Annotated in this window: 16 protein-coding genes; 4 read left to right on the forward strand and 12 right to left on the reverse strand. The window is 73.6% G+C overall.

Going from position 1 to position 15,853, the window contains the following annotated elements; all coding sequences use genetic code 11:
* Positions 1 to 3: 3 nt before the first annotated feature.
* A complete protein-coding gene (locus ACZ6WH_RS13545; protein ID WP_469728213.1) occupies positions 4 to 1,323 on the reverse strand; it encodes an enolase C-terminal domain-like protein in 1,320 nt (439 codons plus the stop codon).
* Between the two features lie 184 nt (positions 1,324 to 1,507).
* Between ACZ6WH_RS13545 and ACZ6WH_RS13550 the strand changes: the two genes are divergently transcribed.
* Both ACZ6WH_RS13550 and ACZ6WH_RS13555 read left to right on the forward strand, forming a co-directional pair.
* Complete coding sequence (locus ACZ6WH_RS13550; protein ID WP_469728214.1) at positions 1,508 to 2,839, forward strand: MFS transporter; 1,332 nt, start codon at positions 1,508 to 1,510, stop codon at positions 2,837 to 2,839.
* The gene (locus ACZ6WH_RS13555; protein ID WP_469728216.1) at positions 2,814 to 3,740 is read left to right on the forward strand and encodes a fumarylacetoacetate hydrolase family protein; all 927 of its coding nucleotides are present in this window, start codon (positions 2,814 to 2,816) and stop codon (positions 3,738 to 3,740) included. Before ACZ6WH_RS13550 ends, ACZ6WH_RS13555 begins: the two co-directional genes overlap by 26 nt.
* A gap of 30 nt (positions 3,741 to 3,770) precedes the next feature.
* Here ACZ6WH_RS13555 and ACZ6WH_RS13560 read toward each other — a convergent pair whose 3' ends face one another.
* Complete coding sequence (locus ACZ6WH_RS13560; RefSeq protein WP_469728218.1) at positions 3,771 to 4,193, reverse strand: PaaI family thioesterase; 423 nt, start codon at positions 4,191 to 4,193, stop codon at positions 3,771 to 3,773.
* Positions 4,194 to 4,335: 142 nt separating this feature from the next.
* Positions 4,336 to 4,920, reverse strand: a complete 585-nt coding sequence (locus ACZ6WH_RS13565; RefSeq protein ID WP_469728220.1) for a maleylpyruvate isomerase family mycothiol-dependent enzyme — start codon at positions 4,918 to 4,920, stop codon at positions 4,336 to 4,338.
* 272 nt (positions 4,921 to 5,192) lie between these two features.
* Between ACZ6WH_RS13565 and ACZ6WH_RS13570 the strand changes: the two genes are divergently transcribed.
* Positions 5,193 to 5,987: an AfsR/SARP family transcriptional regulator gene (locus ACZ6WH_RS13570; RefSeq protein WP_469728222.1), complete on the forward strand. Its 795-nt coding sequence runs from the start codon at positions 5,193 to 5,195 to the stop codon at positions 5,985 to 5,987.
* Positions 5,988 to 6,026: 39 nt separating this feature from the next.
* On the opposite strand, the gene ACZ6WH_RS13575 is transcribed toward ACZ6WH_RS13570, so the two are convergent.
* From ACZ6WH_RS13575 to ACZ6WH_RS13615, 9 genes are all read right to left on the reverse strand, one after another.
* Positions 6,027 to 7,247 (reverse strand): beta-ketoacyl-[acyl-carrier-protein] synthase family protein, encoded by a 1,221-nt coding sequence (locus ACZ6WH_RS13575; protein WP_469728224.1) that lies wholly within the window; start codon positions 7,245 to 7,247, stop codon positions 6,027 to 6,029.
* Positions 7,247 to 7,477: an acyl carrier protein gene (locus ACZ6WH_RS13580; protein WP_432861894.1), complete on the reverse strand. Its 231-nt coding sequence runs from the start codon at positions 7,475 to 7,477 to the stop codon at positions 7,247 to 7,249. The genes ACZ6WH_RS13575 and ACZ6WH_RS13580 overlap by 1 nt, the downstream gene beginning before the upstream one ends.
* A 94-nt stretch (positions 7,478 to 7,571) precedes the next feature.
* Positions 7,572 to 8,609 carry a beta-ketoacyl-ACP synthase III gene (locus ACZ6WH_RS13585; RefSeq protein ID WP_469728226.1) on the reverse strand — a complete coding sequence of 346 codons (1,038 nt, stop codon included), beginning with the start codon at positions 8,607 to 8,609 and terminating at the stop codon, positions 7,572 to 7,574.
* On the reverse strand, positions 8,599 to 9,597 hold the full coding sequence (locus tag ACZ6WH_RS13590; protein WP_469728228.1) for a ferritin family protein: 999 nt from the start codon (positions 9,595 to 9,597) through the stop codon (positions 8,599 to 8,601). The genes ACZ6WH_RS13585 and ACZ6WH_RS13590 overlap by 11 nt, the downstream gene beginning before the upstream one ends.
* Positions 9,590 to 10,126 (reverse strand): hypothetical protein, encoded by a 537-nt coding sequence (locus tag ACZ6WH_RS13595; protein ID WP_469728229.1) that lies wholly within the window; start codon positions 10,124 to 10,126, stop codon positions 9,590 to 9,592. Before ACZ6WH_RS13595 ends, ACZ6WH_RS13590 begins: the two co-directional genes overlap by 8 nt.
* A 3-nt stretch (positions 10,127 to 10,129) precedes the next feature.
* Entirely contained in the window at positions 10,130 to 10,630 is a 501-nt protein-coding gene (locus ACZ6WH_RS13600; RefSeq protein ID WP_469728231.1) for a type II toxin-antitoxin system RatA family toxin, read from the reverse strand.
* A gap of 1 nt (position 10,631) precedes the next feature.
* Positions 10,632 to 11,915 (reverse strand): aspartate aminotransferase family protein, encoded by a 1,284-nt coding sequence (locus tag ACZ6WH_RS13605; protein WP_469728233.1) that lies wholly within the window; start codon positions 11,913 to 11,915, stop codon positions 10,632 to 10,634.
* Entirely contained in the window at positions 11,912 to 13,582 is a 1,671-nt protein-coding gene (locus ACZ6WH_RS13610; protein WP_469728235.1) for an MmgE/PrpD family protein, read from the reverse strand. The genes ACZ6WH_RS13605 and ACZ6WH_RS13610 overlap by 4 nt, the downstream gene beginning before the upstream one ends.
* Positions 13,583 to 13,590: 8 nt before the next feature.
* Positions 13,591 to 14,637 carry a diacylglycerol/lipid kinase family protein gene (locus tag ACZ6WH_RS13615; RefSeq protein WP_469728237.1) on the reverse strand — a complete coding sequence of 349 codons (1,047 nt, stop codon included), beginning with the start codon at positions 14,635 to 14,637 and terminating at the stop codon, positions 13,591 to 13,593.
* A 193-nt stretch (positions 14,638 to 14,830) separates the two neighbouring features.
* Here ACZ6WH_RS13615 and ACZ6WH_RS13620 point away from each other — a divergent pair, with 193 nt between their 5' ends.
* Positions 14,831 to 15,829, forward strand: coding sequence for a bifunctional lysylphosphatidylglycerol flippase/synthetase MprF (locus ACZ6WH_RS13620; protein ID WP_469728239.1), 999 nt, complete (start codon positions 14,831 to 14,833; stop codon positions 15,827 to 15,829).
* Positions 15,830 to 15,853 lie beyond the last annotated feature (24 nt).

Genomic DNA, 15,853 nt, shown 5'->3' on the forward strand with positions numbered 1-15,853 from the left:
ACGTCAGGATGCCACCCGGCCGCCGCCGTGCCAGACCGGGCCGTCCGGGTAGCGGTGGGCGTCCAGCGTCTCGCGCCGGATCCGTGCGCTGTAGCCGGGCGCTTCGGGGACGAGGTAGCGCGAGCCGCGGATGCGTACCGGGTCGTGGAAGTGCTCGTGGAGGTGGTCGACGTACTCGATGACGCGGTTCTCCATGGAGCCGCTGACCGCGATGTAGTCGAAGACCGAGAGGTGCTGGACCAGTTCGCACAGGCCGACGCCGCCGGCGTGCGGGCAGACCGGTACGCCGTGCGCCGCGGCCAGCAGCAGCGCTGCGACCGCCTCGTTGACGCCGCCGAGCCGGCAGGCGTCGATCTGGCAGATGCCGATGGCGTCGGCCTGGAGGAACTGCTTGAACATCACGGCGTTGTGGGCGTGTTCGCCGGTGGCGACGTGGGTGGGGCCGATCTGCCGGGCGATGGCGGCGTGGCCGAGGACGTCGTCGGGGCTGGTGGGCTCCTCGAACCACCAGATGTCGAACTCGGCGAGGGCCTTGGCCCAGGCGATCGCCTCGTCGACGCCGAGGGTCTGGTTGGCGTCGATCATCAGGCGGCGGTCGGGCCCGATGATGTCGCGGGCGATGCGGCAGCGCCGGATGTCGTCCCGGAGGTCGGCGCCGACCTTGAGCTTGACGGAGTCCCAGCCCGCGTCGACGGCCTCCTGGCAGAGCCGGGCGAGCTTGGCGTCGTCGTAGCCGAGCCAGCCGGCGCTGGTGGTGTAGGCGGGGTAGCCGTGCTCCCGGACGTACCGCTCGCGTGCGGCCCGCCCGGCGGCCTTCTCCTCCAGCATGGCCAGCGCGTCCTCGGGGGTGAGCGCGTCCTTGAGGTACCGCCAGTCCACCAGGTCGACGATCTGCCGGGGCGTCATGTCGGCGAGCAGTTTCCAGACGGGCTTGCCGGCCCGCTTCGCGGCCAGGTCCCAGCCGGCGTTGACGACGGCGGCGGCGCCGAGGTGGATGGCGCCCTTGTCGGGTCCGAGCCAGCGCAGTTGGCTGTCGCCGAGCAGGTGGCGGGAGAAGCCGCCGAGGTCGCCGGTGATCTCCTGGACCGTCAGGCCGACGGCCCGCTCGCCGATCGCGCGGGCGGCGTGGACGGCGAGGTCGTTGCCGCGGCCGATGGTGAAGGTGAAGCCGTGGCCCTCGGGGGCGTCGGCCCCCTCGGTCTTCAGGACGACGTACGCAGCCGAGTAGTCGGGGGCCTCGTTCATGGCGTCCGAGCCGTCGAGCTGCCGCGAGGTGGGGAAACGGACGTCGATCGTCTCGACGTCGACGATACGGGCGGTCATCGGCGCTCACTCCTGTACGGGTGCGTCGGGTGAGGGGCGCTGCGGCGCAGCGCGACCAAGATGTCAGATGTCTGCATCGTCGGCCAGACATTCCATCGAGAAAAATTGCCCGTGCACGGAGTATTGCCGGACGAGCACACGACTCGTACGGTCCAGCGGTCAGATGTCTCCCGCAGGAGGTCAGATGAACGCGGACACCGTGCGCCGGAAAGTGTCCAGGCGCCTGCTCCCACCCCTCTTCCTGATGTTCGTGCTCAGCTTCCTCGACCGCACGAACGTCGCGCTCGTCAAGACGCACCTGGCCACCGACGCCGGGATCGACGCGGCCGCGTACGGCTTCGGCGCCGGCGTCTTCTTCGTCGGCTACGCCCTCCTCGGTGTGCCCTCGAACCTGGTGCTGCACCGCTGGGGCGCCCGCCGCTGGCTCGCCGCGCTGATGTTCGTCTGGGGACTGCTCTCCTGCGCGATGGCACTGACCAGCAGCCCGACCGGCTTCTACGTGCTGCGCTTCCTGCTCGGCGCCGCCGAGGCCGGCTTCTTCCCCGGCGTGATCCTCTATCTCACGTACTGGTTCCCGGCGGCCGACCGGGGGAAGGCGACCGGCATGTTCCAGTCCGCCGTGGCCGTCTCCAGCATCATCGGCAATCCGGTGGGCGGTTACCTCATCGGGCTGCACGGCCTGGCGGGACTGGACGGCTGGCAGTGGATGTTCCTGCTGGAGGGCGCGCCGACCGTGCTGCTGGCGCTCGCCGTGCCGTGGCTGCTCACCGACCGCCCCGAGGACGCGCGCTGGCTGACCGACGAGGAGAAGGCGCTGCTGGCCGCGCGGATCGAGGCGGACCGCCCGGCCGAGGACGCGCGCCCGCCCCGCCGGATCCGCGAGATCGTCGGCGACAGCCGCGTACTGCGCCTGATGTTCGTGTACTTCGCGATCCAGATCGGCGTCTACGGGGTCACCTTCTGGCTGCCCGCGCTGGTCGGCCGGATCCACGGCCTGGACGACGTCGGCATCGGCTTCGTCTCGGCCCTGCCCTGGGTGTGCGCGCTGCTGGGCGTGCTGGTCCTGCCCTGGCTCTCGGACCGCAGCGGCAACCGGCGCGGCCCGCTCCGCCTCGCCCTGCTGCTCACCGCGGTGGGCCTCGTCGGCGGGGCGCTGCTGCCGCCGGTCCCGGCGGTGCTGGCCCTGTGCGTGGCCGCGTTCGGCTTCCTCGGCGCCCAGCCGGTGTTCTGGACCGTGCCGCCGACGATCCTCACCGGCGTACAGATGGCCGGCACGATCGCGCTGATCTCCGGCTTCGGCAACCTCGGCGGCTTCCTCGGCCCGTACGTCATGGGCGTCACCGAGTCGGCCACCGGCTCCGGCACCAACGGCCTCTACGCCATCACCCTGATCGTCGCCGCCGGCGCGGTGGTCGTCACCGGCTTCCGCTGGGCCGGCCTCCGCGCCTCCCCCGCCACACACCCGCAGACCGAGAAGGAGGAGATCACCGATGACCCGCATCGTGCGCTTCGCTGACACCACTGGCGTGGTCCGCACCGGACTCGCGGACGACGGCGGCGCGATCCGCGTCTTCCCCGGTACGCCGCAGATCGCCCGGCTGCTGCGCCGTACCACCGCCGAACTGAGGGCGCTGGCCGAGGAGACGGCGGCGCGCGAGCCGGACACCACCGAGACGGAGGTCCTGCTCCTGCCGCCGGTCGATGGGCTGACGGAGGTGTGGGCGGCCGGTGTGACGTACGAGCGGTCGCGGGAGGCACGGATCGCGGAGAGCACCGAGCAGTCGGTGTACGAGCGGATCTACGACGCCGAGCGCCCCGAGCTGTTCTTCAAGTCCGTGCCGTGGCGCGTGGTGACCGACAGCGAACCGATCGCGGTGCGGGACGACTCGGCGCTGAACGTTCCCGAGCCGGAGCTGGCGCTCGTCCTCAACCGGTATGCCGAGACGGTGGGTTACCTGGTCGCCGACGACGTCAGCTCCCGCTCGATCGAGGGCGAGAACCCGCTCTACCTCCCCCAGGCCAAGGTCTATGCCGGCAGTACGGCGCTCTCGGCGGGCATCGTGCCGGCCTGGGAGATCGGCGACCCGTCGGCCCTGAAGATCACGATGACCGTGTCCCGGGACGGCGGCGCCGCCTACGAGGCCACCACCTCCACCGCCGCCTTCCACCGCGACCCGCAGGGCCTCGTACGCCATCTCTTCCACGGCCAGCCGTTCCCCGACGGCGCGGTGCTCTCCACCGGTACGGGCATCGTGCCGGAGCTGGACTTCACCCTGCGCGCCGGCGACCTGGTGGACATCGCCGTCGACGGCGTGGGCCGGCTGGTCAATCCGGTCCGCACCGGCCGGGACCCGCTGGACTGGCTGACCGAGGCCCTCGACGATCCGTGGGTACGGCTGACGTACCGGCGACCGTGATCCGGGCCCGGTGCCGGGCGTGACGCCGGGTCAGGCGGTGGGCCGGGCCGGGAGCACCGCCTGCGTCTGAGTGGTCCGGGCGATGTGCCGGCCGCGGTCGTCGTGCAGATCGGTCTCCACGACGATGCTGGTCCGGCCGGTGTGCAGCGGGCGCGCCGTCGCCCGGACCGAGCCGTCGCGCACGGCGCGCAGGAAGTTGGTCTTGGACTCCAGCGTCGTGGTGATGGTGTCCGGCGGCAGGTTGAGGAAGGCGCAGACCGCGCCGACGGAGTCGGCCAGGGCCATCAGCGCGCCGCCGTGCAGGGCGCCGCCGAGCGTCGTCAGCGCGGCCGAGTGGTCCAGGTGCCCTTCGACGGCGGCGGGTTCGGCCGTGTCGATGCGGACGCCCAGGGTGACGGCGAGCGGCATGGATTCCAGCAGCTGGTCGGTGGTGTACGCGGGCCGGGTGGTCATGGCTCGGGCTCCAGACTCCAGGTTCCAGGGCTTCGTCACCGGGCGGCCGTCCGCGTCGGACGGCCGACGAAGGGGCACGGGACGGTCAGATCGTAACGTCCGGCGGTCGGAAACAGCCTCGCCCCTTCGTGAACGCGTCTTATCAGGACGCGAATCGAAGCTCGACGGCCACCTCGTCCCGCCCGCCCAGCCACATGCCGAGCGCTTCCGCCGTACCCCGCACCTCCGTTCCGCGGCCGAGTGCCGGCAGGCCGGCGGTGGTGGGCACCACGCGGTACCGCAGCAGGCGGCGACTGTGTTCGAAGCTGAGCAGGACGCCTTCCTGGAAGACGGCGCGTTCGACGGCGCGCGGCAGGCGGCGGCTACGGCCCAGCCCGCGCAGCACGTCCTGGTGGTGGACGGCCGTGTCGCCGATGAGGAACGCGGCGGCACAGCGCCCGAAGAGCGAGGGGCGGTCGGCCCAGCGCCGCCCGGCCGCCATCAGCTCCGCGCGGCTCATGGTCCGGCCCCTGCGCACCTGCGCGGAGTTGGCCCGGTCGATCCACATCCCCTTGGCGAGGTAGTCGCCGAGCCGGTCCGTGCCGGTCACATGGGCCAGTACGTCCCGCGGCGCCCAGCCGTGGCACAGGGTCCTGGCGCCTTCGAACTCGGCGTCGGTCAGGCTCTGGAGCGTGTGGAGGAAGCCGGCACGCTCCCGGCGGAGTTCGTCCTCGGCGGGCAGTCGCACCGCGGCCTCGCTTCCCTGGTCGTCCCGTGGTCCGCGCCATTGTGCGGGCGGCCGCTGACGGTGCGCTGACAGCCGCCTGACGCGCGCCCGGCCCTACGGTCCGGCACCCGTCGGCACGGGGCCGCGCGCGCCGCACGCGATCCTTGGTACCGAGGTTGGCTCATGTTCCCCCGCACCGAATCACCCGGCTTGAGCAGGAATCGGCGATGCGCCTAGTGTGCGCACGGTCCGGAAGCACGGCGCCCCCACACTCTCTTGCACGGAGAAGGTTCATGCCCCGTTCCGACCCTCGTCCCCGCCCCGACGCCCAGCCGCTCTTCCGCCTTCTCGGGCCACTGGAGGTGGGCCGGGGGCCATGCCCACTGCCACTGCGGGCGACCCGGCAGAAGCTGATCCTGGCCACGCTGCTGCTCAGTGCCGACCGGGTGGTACCGGTGGCGGCTCTGATCGAGGCCGTGTGGGGCGAGCAGCCGCCGCCCACCGCCCGCAGCCAGGTCCACATCTGCATCTCGCAGCTGCGGCACAGGCTCGCCGACGCGGTGGACGACGACCGCGGGATCGAGACCCGGACGTACGGCTACGTGCTGCGCACCGAGCCCGGTGACCTGGACGTGACGCTCTTCCGGGAGCAGGTCACGGCCGCCGACCTGGCCGCCGCGCAGGACCGGCCGGAGCAGGCCGCCGGGCTGTACCGGGACGCGCTGGGCCTGTGGCGCGGGCCCGCGCTGTCCGGCCTCGCGGGAGACGCGATGGGCAGGGCGGCCACCCAGCTGGCGGAGGAGCGGATCGCGGCCGCCGAGAAGCGGATCGAGCTGGAACTGCGGCTGGGCCGGCACCGGGCGCTGGTGCACGAGCTGACCGGCCTGGTGGGCGAGCATCCGCTGAACGAGCGGCTGAGCGGCTACCTGATGACGGCGCTGTACCGGTCCGGACGGCAGGCGGAGGCGCTGGCCTCGTACCGGCGGGCCCGTCGCCACCTCGCCGCGGAGCTGGGCCTCGAACCGGGCCGGGAGCTGCGCGCGCTGGAACGGGCGATCCTGCGTCAGGAGGACGTGCCCGCGTTGTAGGGCGCGGCGGTCCGGACGGCACCCGGACCGCCCCCTCGCCTAGGCGGGAGCCACCGCCAGTACGGCGTTCTGGCCGCCGAAGCCGATGGAATGGCTGAGGGCGAGGCCGATACGGCGGTGGACGGGGGCGGTGGCCAGGTCGAGGTCCACGCCGGGTTCCGGCCGGTCGAGGTTGGCGGTCGGCGGTACCAGGCCGCGCTCCACCGCCAGCACGGTGTACGCGGCCTCCACCGCGCCGGCCGCGCCGATCAGATGCCCCGTGACCCCCTTGGTCGAGGTGACCAGCGGGCCGCCGGGCAGGACGCGGCGGATCACGCCGGCCTCCGCCAGGTCGTTCAACGGGGTCGAGGTGCCATGGGCGTTGACGTGTGCCACGTCCTCCGGGGACGCGCCGGCATCGGCGAGCGCCGCCCGCATCGCCGCCTCGGTCCCACGCCCTTCGGGGTGCGGGGCCGTGATGTGGTGGGCGTCGGCGGAACCGCCGTGTCCGACGACGCGGGCGCGGACGCGTGCCCCGCGGGCCCGCGCGTGCTCGGGGCGCTCCAGGACCAGCACCCCCGCGCCCTCCCCCGCCACGAAGCCGTCCCGGTCGGCGTCGAAGGGGCGGGAGGCCGCCGCGGGATCGTCATGACGCTGCGAGAGGGCTCCCATCTGCGCGAACCCGGCGACGGTGAGCGGAGTGACCGGCGCCTCGGCACCACCGGTCACCACGATGTCGCAGCGGCCGAGCGCCAGCAGGTCCCTGGCCACGCCGATCGCCGCCGCGCCGGAGGTGCAGGCGGTGCTGACCACGAGGTTGGGGCCGCGGGCGCCGCACTCGATGGCCACCTGTCCGGCGAGCATGCCGGCCGGCTGCATGGCCAGCAGCAGGGGCGAGACCCACTGCGCGCCCTCCGCCCGCAGCACCTGGTGCTCGCGCTCGGCGGTGCCGGCTCCGCCGAGGCCGCAACCGAGCACCACGCCGACCCGGGCACCGCTCCAGGCCGCCGGGTCCAGGCCGGCGTCGGCGAGGGCTTCGCGCGCCGCCACCAGCGCGAACTGCACGCAACGGTCCAGGCGGTGCGCACGGCGCGCCCCGAGGAGCGCGGCCGCGTCGAAGCCGGGGACGCGGCAGGAGAGCCGTACCGGTACGCCGTCCAGCTCCGGGTCCAGGGCGGCGGCGGGCTTCGGGGCGCACACCGTCTCCCAGTTCGCTTCGGTGCCGATGCCCGCCGGGGAGACGAGTCCGATGCCGGTGACGGCCGCTTCGGCGCCGGGCATCAGAGCGTCGCCCCCCGCTCCTCCATGAGCCGGACGATGTCGCCGACGGTGGCCGCCTCGGACAGCGCATCGTCGCTGATCTTGATGCCGAACTCCTTGTCCAGGACGAGGGAGAGCTCGACGGCGGCCAGGGAGTCCAGCTCGATGGCTTCGGGCGTGGCCTCCATGGTGATGAGGTCGGCCGGCACCTGGAGCTTGCCGGCCAGGATCTCCTTGAGCTGCTCGAACATGGTCGCTCCTCGACGGTCGTGGGCGGGTGGCGGGGCGGGGGACGGTGCTGGCCCGGCATCGGTGCGCGGGGAGCCGTCGGTACGTACGGCGGCGTCAGTGCCCGGGTGTCACGTCCGGCCACACCAAGGTCGTCGCGCCCCAGGCGAGGCCGCCGCCGAAGCTGGTCAGCAGCAGCCGGTGGCCGGGCGCGAGCCGGCCGGTCCCGGCGGCCTCGGCGAGCAGCAGCGGGATGGACGCGGCGCCGGTGTTGCCGGTGTGGGCGATGTTGGAGAGCTGCCGCTCGGCGGGGATGTCGAGTTCGGCGCCGAGCGCGGCCAGGATGCGGGCGTTGGCCTGGTGCGCCACGAGCCCGTCGACGTCGCCGCTCTTCCAGCCCGCGTCCTCCAGCGCGGCGCGCGAGGAGTCCGTCATCCGCTCCACCGCCTGCCGGAAGATCTCCCGGCCGCGCATCCGCAGATACTCCCCGCCCGGTACGGGCGGCCGGCCGCTCCGCCGCTCCCTGGAGCCACCGCCGGAGATCTTCAGCAGTTCGCCGCGGGCACCGTCGCTGCCGAGGACGACGCGGCCGATCGCGCCCGGCTCGTCCGGCGTGCCCGCGCGCAGCACGACCGCGCCGGCGCCGTCGGCGAAGAGCACCGCCACGGAGCGGTCCTGCGGGTCGACGACGCTGGTCATCACCTCGGCGCCGATCAGCAGGACCCGTTCGGCGGCCCGCCCCGCTATCAGTCCGGAGGCGACGCCGAGCCCGTAGACGAAGCCGGCGCACATCGCGCCGAGGTCGAACGCCGCGACGTCCCCGAGGCCCAGGCGCGTGGCGACCTCCGGCGCGGTGGCCGGCGACGGGTGGTCCGGGGTCATGGTCGCCACCAGTACCGCGTCCACCCTGGGCGAGCCGGCCGAGCGCAACGCACGGCGCCCCGCCGCCACCGCCAGGTCCGACGTCGCCGTGCCGGGCGACGCGACATGACGTACCGAGATGCCGGTCCGGGCGCGGATCCAGTCGTCGGAGGTGTCCAGCCGGGCGCTCAGGTCGTCGTTGGTCACCACGTCGGGCGGCAGGTGGCCGCCCACTCCGGCCACGACGGCCGCCGGGGCCGCGCCCGGCCGGTGGCGCCGCCGGTCATCCCTCATCGCGGCCCCCGCGGTCCTCCCCGCCGAGCACGGCGACGGCCTCCGGCAGTCCCATGTGGACCAGGCGCACTCCGGCCATCTCGTCCGTCCACTGCCCGGCCATGGCGTACCGCTCCTCGGGCGTGGTGTCGAGCATCCGGCGGCCGGGCCAGATCTCGTACTCCCCCACCACGTCGGCGTGTTGCCGCATGCCTTCCTGGAACAGCTCCTCGCGGGCGAGGACGTACTCGCTGTCGGGCAGCTCGTCCCAGAGCTTCCGGCCGTCGCGCAGGATGTCCAGCAGCCGCGGCCGGTATTCGGGGTGGGCCACGAGATGGTCGCGGAGGATCGAGCTGCCGACGGTCAGGTGGCGGATCTCGTCGATCGCCGCGCCGCGGGAGATCTCCCCGGCGGCCGGGTCCAGCGGGTCCCACTTGCGTTCGCTCAGCTCGGCGGCGGGCGCGAGGACGCCTTCGACGATGATGGTGAACACGGCCACGCCGCCCACGAAGTCGGCCCGGTCTCGGACGATCTCCAGGCAGTACTCCTCGATGGGCCGCAGCACCCGGCTGCGGTAGTCGGCGGCCCTCTCGTGGATGTCCTGTACCAACGTCCGCGCGGGCAGGCCCAGTTCCACGAGGTGTTCGCGGAACACCCGGGCGTGCCGGGCCTCGTCCAGCAGCTGCGTGGCGTAGAACTCCAGCTCCGCGATGCCGGGGGCGTGCGCGACGTAGTACCCCAGCGCCCGGGTGGCCATCTCCTCGGCCACCGAGCGGAAGCCGAGTTCGAGGATCAGGGCCTCGCGCAGCGGGCCGGGCTCCTTCATGTACGCGGGTACCGGTGCTTCGTCGGCGTGCCCGGTGACCGCGCGGCCGCGCAGGGTGCCCTGGGCGACGTGGGAGAGCCAGTAGGCGAGGTCGCACTGTTCCGCGGTCAGGTCGAGGGTCTTGGCCCCGTCGAGGAGCCCGGGCGCCGCGTCCCAGTCCGCTGCGGGTGTGGCGTCAGTCATCGCTGGGTGTCCTCCTGTGGTGGGTGCGGACCGGCCCGCCGGACGGGGCCCGCACGGCGAGGGGCGTCGGCACCCTGGCGCCCGTGCCGCGGGGCCGCAGGGCGTCGGCCAGCCGTCGGTAGAGCGGCTCGGGCTCGGGTTCGAAGTGCAGGGAGAAGGGCTTGAGGAAGTTGCCGAACAGGCCGCGGTCGCCGCACAGGTGGAGCGGCAGCGCCAGCAGGGCCCACTCGGGGCGCACCAGCCAGCACCACAGCGCGGCGACGGCGCCCGCCGTGATCAGGCTGTGCATGGTGTTGTAGAGGACGTAGTAGACCTTGGGGATGCGTTTGTCGGGGCTGCGGCGGTAGGCGAGGGCGCCGGGCAGATAGCCGATGACGTCGATGTAGGCGAACAGCAGGAGTGCCGGGAGCCAGCGGATCTCGTCGAAGTGCAGCACGATCAGGACGATCGTCACGGCGAGCCCGGCCAGGTACTCGGCGCGGTGCAGCCGGAAGGTGGTCCGGGTCTCGAAGGGGTTGGCCGCGTCCACCGCTCACTCCCCCGCGCCGAGCCGCTGGGCGCCGTCGTGCGCGGCGTCCTTCGGGGGCGCCGTGCCGAGCCGGACGCCGGCGAACATGCCGGTGACGGCCCAGGCGATGGTCTCCTCGATGACACGCGCGGCGATCGGGTCGAGGATGCCCGCCATGCTGGGGATGCCGAAGCAGAAGTCGGCGTCGAAGCGCAGGACGCAGTCCGGGCCCTCCTGGCGCAGCAGCCAGGTGCCGGACAGCGCGTCGAAGTCGCCGTCGGTCTGCCGGAAGGCGATGTGCAGCCGCTCCCGGTCGTAGGTCTCGCACTCCGTCCAGCGCAGCAGGCCGCTGCGGAAGTACAGCTCCCAACTGGAGCTGCCCCGTGGCTGCGGTGGCCCTTCGTGCACCACGGCCGCGCGCACGTGCGGGGTCAGGTCCGGGTAGCGTTCGAAGTGGAGTACCGCGTCGAAGACGGCCTCCGCAGGGACGTCGGGGATCAGCGCGTCCACCGTCACGTGCCGCATGTCAGCTACCGCCTTCCGGCATCCGGGCGGCGTGCTCGACCAGGTCGCGGGTGGCCGCTTCGAAGGCGGTCAGCAGATGCTCCACGTCCGCGTCGGTGAGCACGGCGGGCGGGGTGAACCGCACCACGTTGCCGCCGTTCATCGAGTGGTTGGCCACCACCCCGTGGTTGAAGAGTTCGATCAGCAGCTCGCCGGCGAGACCCTCCTCCACCAGCTCCACGCCGATGAGCAGCCCGCGGCCACGTACCTCGGTGACCAGGTCGGGGATGGTGCGTGCGGCGATCTCGGCGATCCCCGGCAGCAGCCTGGCGCCCAGCTCGGCGGCGCGCGGGACGAGGTCGTCCTCCCGCACGGCGCGGATCGCGCCCTGGACGGCGGCCATGAGGAGCGGGGCTCCGGAGAAGGTGCCGGTGTGGAGGTAGGGGTCCTTGTCGAAGGGCCGGAATGCCTCGCGGGTGGCGATCGCCGCGGAGACCGGGACGACGCCGCCGCCCAGCGCCTTGCCGGCGACCAGCACGTCCGGCACCACCCCTGCGGCGTCGGCGCCCCACCACGTGCCGAGCCGGCCCATGCCGGTCTGCACCTCGTCCAGGACGAAGAACCCGCCGTGCTCCTCGCAGAGTCCGGCCACCCGCCGCAGGTAGTCGTCCGGCGGGATGATCACGCCGCCTTCGCCCTGTACCGGCTCGACGATCACGCAGACCTCGCCGGGGCTCGCGGCCAGCTCCTTCTCCAGCAGCTCGGCGTCCCCGTACGGGATGTGGGTGACGCCGTCCAGCAGGGGCCGGAACGGCCGCTGGTAGACGTCCTTGCCGGAGACCGACAGGGCGCCGAGGGTCTTGCCGTGGTAGCCCAGGTGCGTGGCGACCACCTTCCGCCTGCCGTTGGCGCGGGCCAGTTTCAGCGCGGTCTCGACCGCCTCGGTGCCGGAGAGCGAGAAGTGCACGCGGTCCAGGCCCGGCGGGGTGACCGCGGTCAGCGCCTCGGCGGCGCGGGCCACGGCCGGTTCCAGAAGGATGCGGGTGGCGACCGGGTGCACCTCCAGCTGGCGGCGTACCTCCGCCATGACGGCGGGGTGCCGGGCGCCCATCAGGAACACGCCGTAGCCGCCGCAGTTGAGATGGCGTTCGCCGTCGCTGGTCGTCAGCCAGGCGCCGGAGGAGGCGACCTCCATCCGGCCGCCGAACAGCTCGGCCACGGTCGCGCGGCCCTTGCTCAGGTGGTTCCGGTACAGGCGGAGGATCTCCGCGTCCGTACCGGTGCCGGGTTCCGCCGGAGCGCTCACGGGCGTTGCTCCTCGATGTCGTCGGCCGGACCGGTGCGCCGGACGGGCCCGCAGGCCCGCGTGCGGTGCCCGTCCGGCTGCCGGTGGGAATGCGCTGTCACAGTGGCACGGGCTCCTGACGGATCGCTGACGGCTGCCTGATCCGCCGCGGGGCGCAGCGCCGCCTCGGTCCATGCGCGGAGTTCGGCCGCGTCCATCGCCGGCAGCCGGTCCAGTGCGTCGGCGACGCCGGCCGGTCCGCCGAGCGCACGGAACTTGGCGCGTACCAGCTCGGCGTGGTGCGCGCGGGTGTGCGGGCCCGCGGCGCCGTACGGGATCAGCAGTTCGCGGACGGCGGTGCGGCCGTCGGTGAGGCGGACGGTCACCCGGGCGCCGGTGGCCTTGGCGGACTCGGTGAAGTCGGCGGCGGGCGGGGTCTGTTCGCCGGCCAGCCGGACGAGGTCGGCGCCGCCGAACTCCCGCAGCCAGGGCGCCGCCGCCGGGCCCGCCTGACGCAGTGCTTCGCCGAACGGTGCTTCGGATGCGAGGAGTTCGCGTGTGAGGGCGGGGTCGTGGCGCAGCCGTACCTTCGCGGCCACCGCGCGGCGTACCGGGTCGTCGGCGGCCCGCGGGCCGAGGTCGGCGACGGTGAGCCGTCCGGTGAGCAGCGCGGTGGCCACGGGGTGGCCGATGTCCAGGACCAGGGCGCCGAGGGGGCGTTCGGGTCCGTCGAGATAGCGGCGGGCCCGCTCGGCGGCGAGGACCGTGTAGAGCGAGGCCTCGACGAGGACGTCGTCGAGGACGGCAGCGAGGTCCGCCGAGTCCGGGGCGCCCAGGTCACGGTGGAGGTCCAGGGCGCAGTCCACGGCCGCGTCGATGCCGGGCCCGCCCGGGTGCAGCTTGTATGAGAACGTCTCGGTGTGCCAGCGCGTGCCCAGCCCCGCCGTGACCGCCTCGGGCAGCGGCACGGTCGCGAACCGGCGCAGGAACCCGTCCGGGTGCTCCAGCAGGTCGGAGGCGCCGGTGAGCCCGGCGGCGGCCGCGTCGCAGGCGTCCATGGCGGTGCGCACCGGCCCGAAGGCGTTCAGGATGCGCGCGTCGCTGGCGAGGAAGGCGCGCAGCAGCGGCCAGGGCGGCTGTGCGTACGCGAGGCCGAGCGCGGCCGTCCACCGTGCGGCCGGGGCGCGCTCGCAGTGCAGCCGTCCGGCGACCGCGCCCGCGAGGTGCGCGTGCAGCGCGGTCTGGCCGCGCAGCGGGCCGAGCGTCGCGGCGGCGGTGATCCGGGCCGCGCATTCGTTGGCCGCGACCACCGCGGTGAGCAGCGCGGGCCCGTCCAGCTCCAAGGCGCGGGCGAAGGCGAGAGGCACCGCGACGGTGGAGTTGGACAGGTGCCCGGCGTAGGCGGTGTCGTCGAGGTTCAGGAACGAGCCGAGACCGGCGAGGACGCTCGCCGCCTGCCGCGGATCGCTCTGCCGCGGTGGGCCGAAGGCGGCGGTGAGCCGCCGGCCGAGCGGATCCGCCGCGCCCGCGCGGACGGCGCCGAGCTGGGACAGCACCTGGCTGGCGGCGCGGCGCAGCACCCGTACGGGTACCGCGTCGGGGGTCAGCCGCGCGGCCCAGCCGCCGAGCTCTTCGAAGAGGGGCGCGCACCCTTCGGCGGCGTCTGCCGGCATGCTCTTACCGGCCATTTCCGGGTTCACCTGTTCCCCCGCTGTCCGTGGGGCGCGGCCCACACCGGCAGGGCTCCCGGCAGCACGTCGAAGGTGGCGGTGGTGCCGGTCCCGTCCAACAGCTCGCCGTCGTGTTCCAGGACGAGGTCCTCGCCGTCCAGCCGTTCCAGGACGATGCGCCGCCCGCGGCCGTACGCCGTGTCCGGCAGGTCCAGGTGGCGGGCGTCGCGGGCGAGTACGGGCAGCAGGGCCGGGTCGGTCCGGCCGCCGACGACGCAGACGTCCAGGAGTCCGTCGTCCACTTCGGAGCGGGGCAGCAGGAGGTACTGCCCGGCGCGGTAGCGCCCGCCGCCGACGGCCGCCAGGACGGTGGGGCCCTCGGCCAGTACGGTGCCGTCGACGGTGACCCGGCCCGGGTAGGGGCGGTAGCCGGCGGCGGCCTCGGTGAGCAGGCGCGCGTAGCGGGCGCGGCCCGCGTCGGGCGTCGTACCGGCCGTCCTGCCGGTCGCGGTGCCGGTCGTCCCGGCCGCTGCGCCCCCTGCCGTGGTGTCGCTCGCCGTACCGTCGTGCCGTGCCGTGCGGAGCGCCGCCAGGATCTGGGCGCCCAGCCCCGTGCAGGAGCCGAGCAGGACGTGGGCCGCGGCCTCGGCGAGCCGCGCGAGGTCGACGCGGCGTACCGTCGCACGACCGCCGAGCACCATGGACAGCGCGTCCTCCCAGGGGCGGTCGTCCCAGAACATGCGGTAGCCGGAGTTGGCACTGCCGCCGGGGATCATGAGCAGCGCGGCCTCGGTTCCGCCGCCGAGACCGCGCAGACCCTCGGCCGTCTCGTGCACGGTGCCGTCGCCGCCCACCGCCACCACCAGGTACGGACTGCCCGCGGCGGGCCCGTCACCCAGCTCACGGCGGACGGCGGCGGTGGCGTCGCCCCGTCCGGTGGTGCGGTGCACCGTCACCGAGCCGAGCCGTTCTCGGCAGCGGGCGGCGACCCGCCCGGCCAGCTCTGCGGAGTAGCCGCCGGCCGCCGGATTGGCCACGACGAGGGCGCGGGACGGGCAGGGAGAGGGATTCACGGAAAGGAGCCTGACGCAGCGCACTGACCGATTCCTGACCGCTCTCTGACCGATTCCTGATATTCCCCTGACACCGCACTGACGGCAGCTCAATTTCCGTTCTCCGTCCCGGGAATTACTTGTCCCGGTGGAGTCCGCACTGCTCTACTCGGACGTCGGCCCGTCCACTGCGCATGCTCGGAGGAATGGACGCATGACCACCGAACCGGCCTCGGACACGCTCGCTCACCAGGCCATCAGTACCTATACGCAATCCGCCAATCCGAGCGCATTTCTCGCACTCAACGAGGGAAACAGCCACTTCACTTCGCCGGATACGGAAGGCGTGATCGTCTACCGGCGTTCGGGGCGCTGCCTGGTCCAGTTCGGCGGGCCTTTCGCGCCCGCCGAGGACTACGCGCGGCTGCTCGGCGCCTTCGTCGCCCACGCGCGGCAGCACCGGCTGCGGCTGGTCGGCATCCAGCTCCAGCCGGCCGACGCCGTGCGCTACGCGGAACTGGGGTTCACCGTCAACCAGATCGGCGCGTCCTACGCGGTGGACCTCGCCGATTTCGGCCTGCGCGGTTCCCGCTTCGTCAGCCTGCGCAACAAGATCTCGCGGTCGCTGCGCAGCGGCCTGACCGTGGAGGAGGCCCCGGCGGAGAAGTGGGCCGACGCGCTGCGGGAGCTGGACGCGCGCTGGCTCGCGGGCAAGGGGAAGCACGCCAAGCCGCTGGAGTTCCTGGTGGGACAGCACGGAGGCACGGCCCAGCGGCACCGCCGGCTGTTCATCGGGCTGATCGGCGGCGAACTGGCCGGGTACATCTCGTACTCGCCCGTCTACGGCAGCCGGTCCGGCTGGCTGCACGACCTGAGCCGGCGCCGCCCCGACGCGCCGCCGGGGGTGGCGGAGGCCCTCAACAGCCATGCGATCGAGGTGTTCCGCGGCGAGGGCTCCCGATGGCTGCACTTCGGCTTCACCCCGTTCACCGGGCTCGACCCCTCGTACGAGGTGCCCGGTCACAGCCCGGCGTTCCGGTGGCTGGTCGGGAAGCTGTGGGAGCGCGGCGAGGCCGTCTATCCCGCGCGCAGCCAGCTCGCCTACAAGGAGAAGTGGGCGCCGGACACGGTGATTCCGGAGTACATCGCCTTCCGCGGGCGGGCCTCCCTCAGGTCGCTGACCCATGTCTTCCGGGCGGCCAACGCGCTGTAGCCGCACGCCGCCACCGACTTCCCA

The sequence above is a fragment of the Streptomyces sp. NPDC050806 genome (assembly GCF_055586425.1).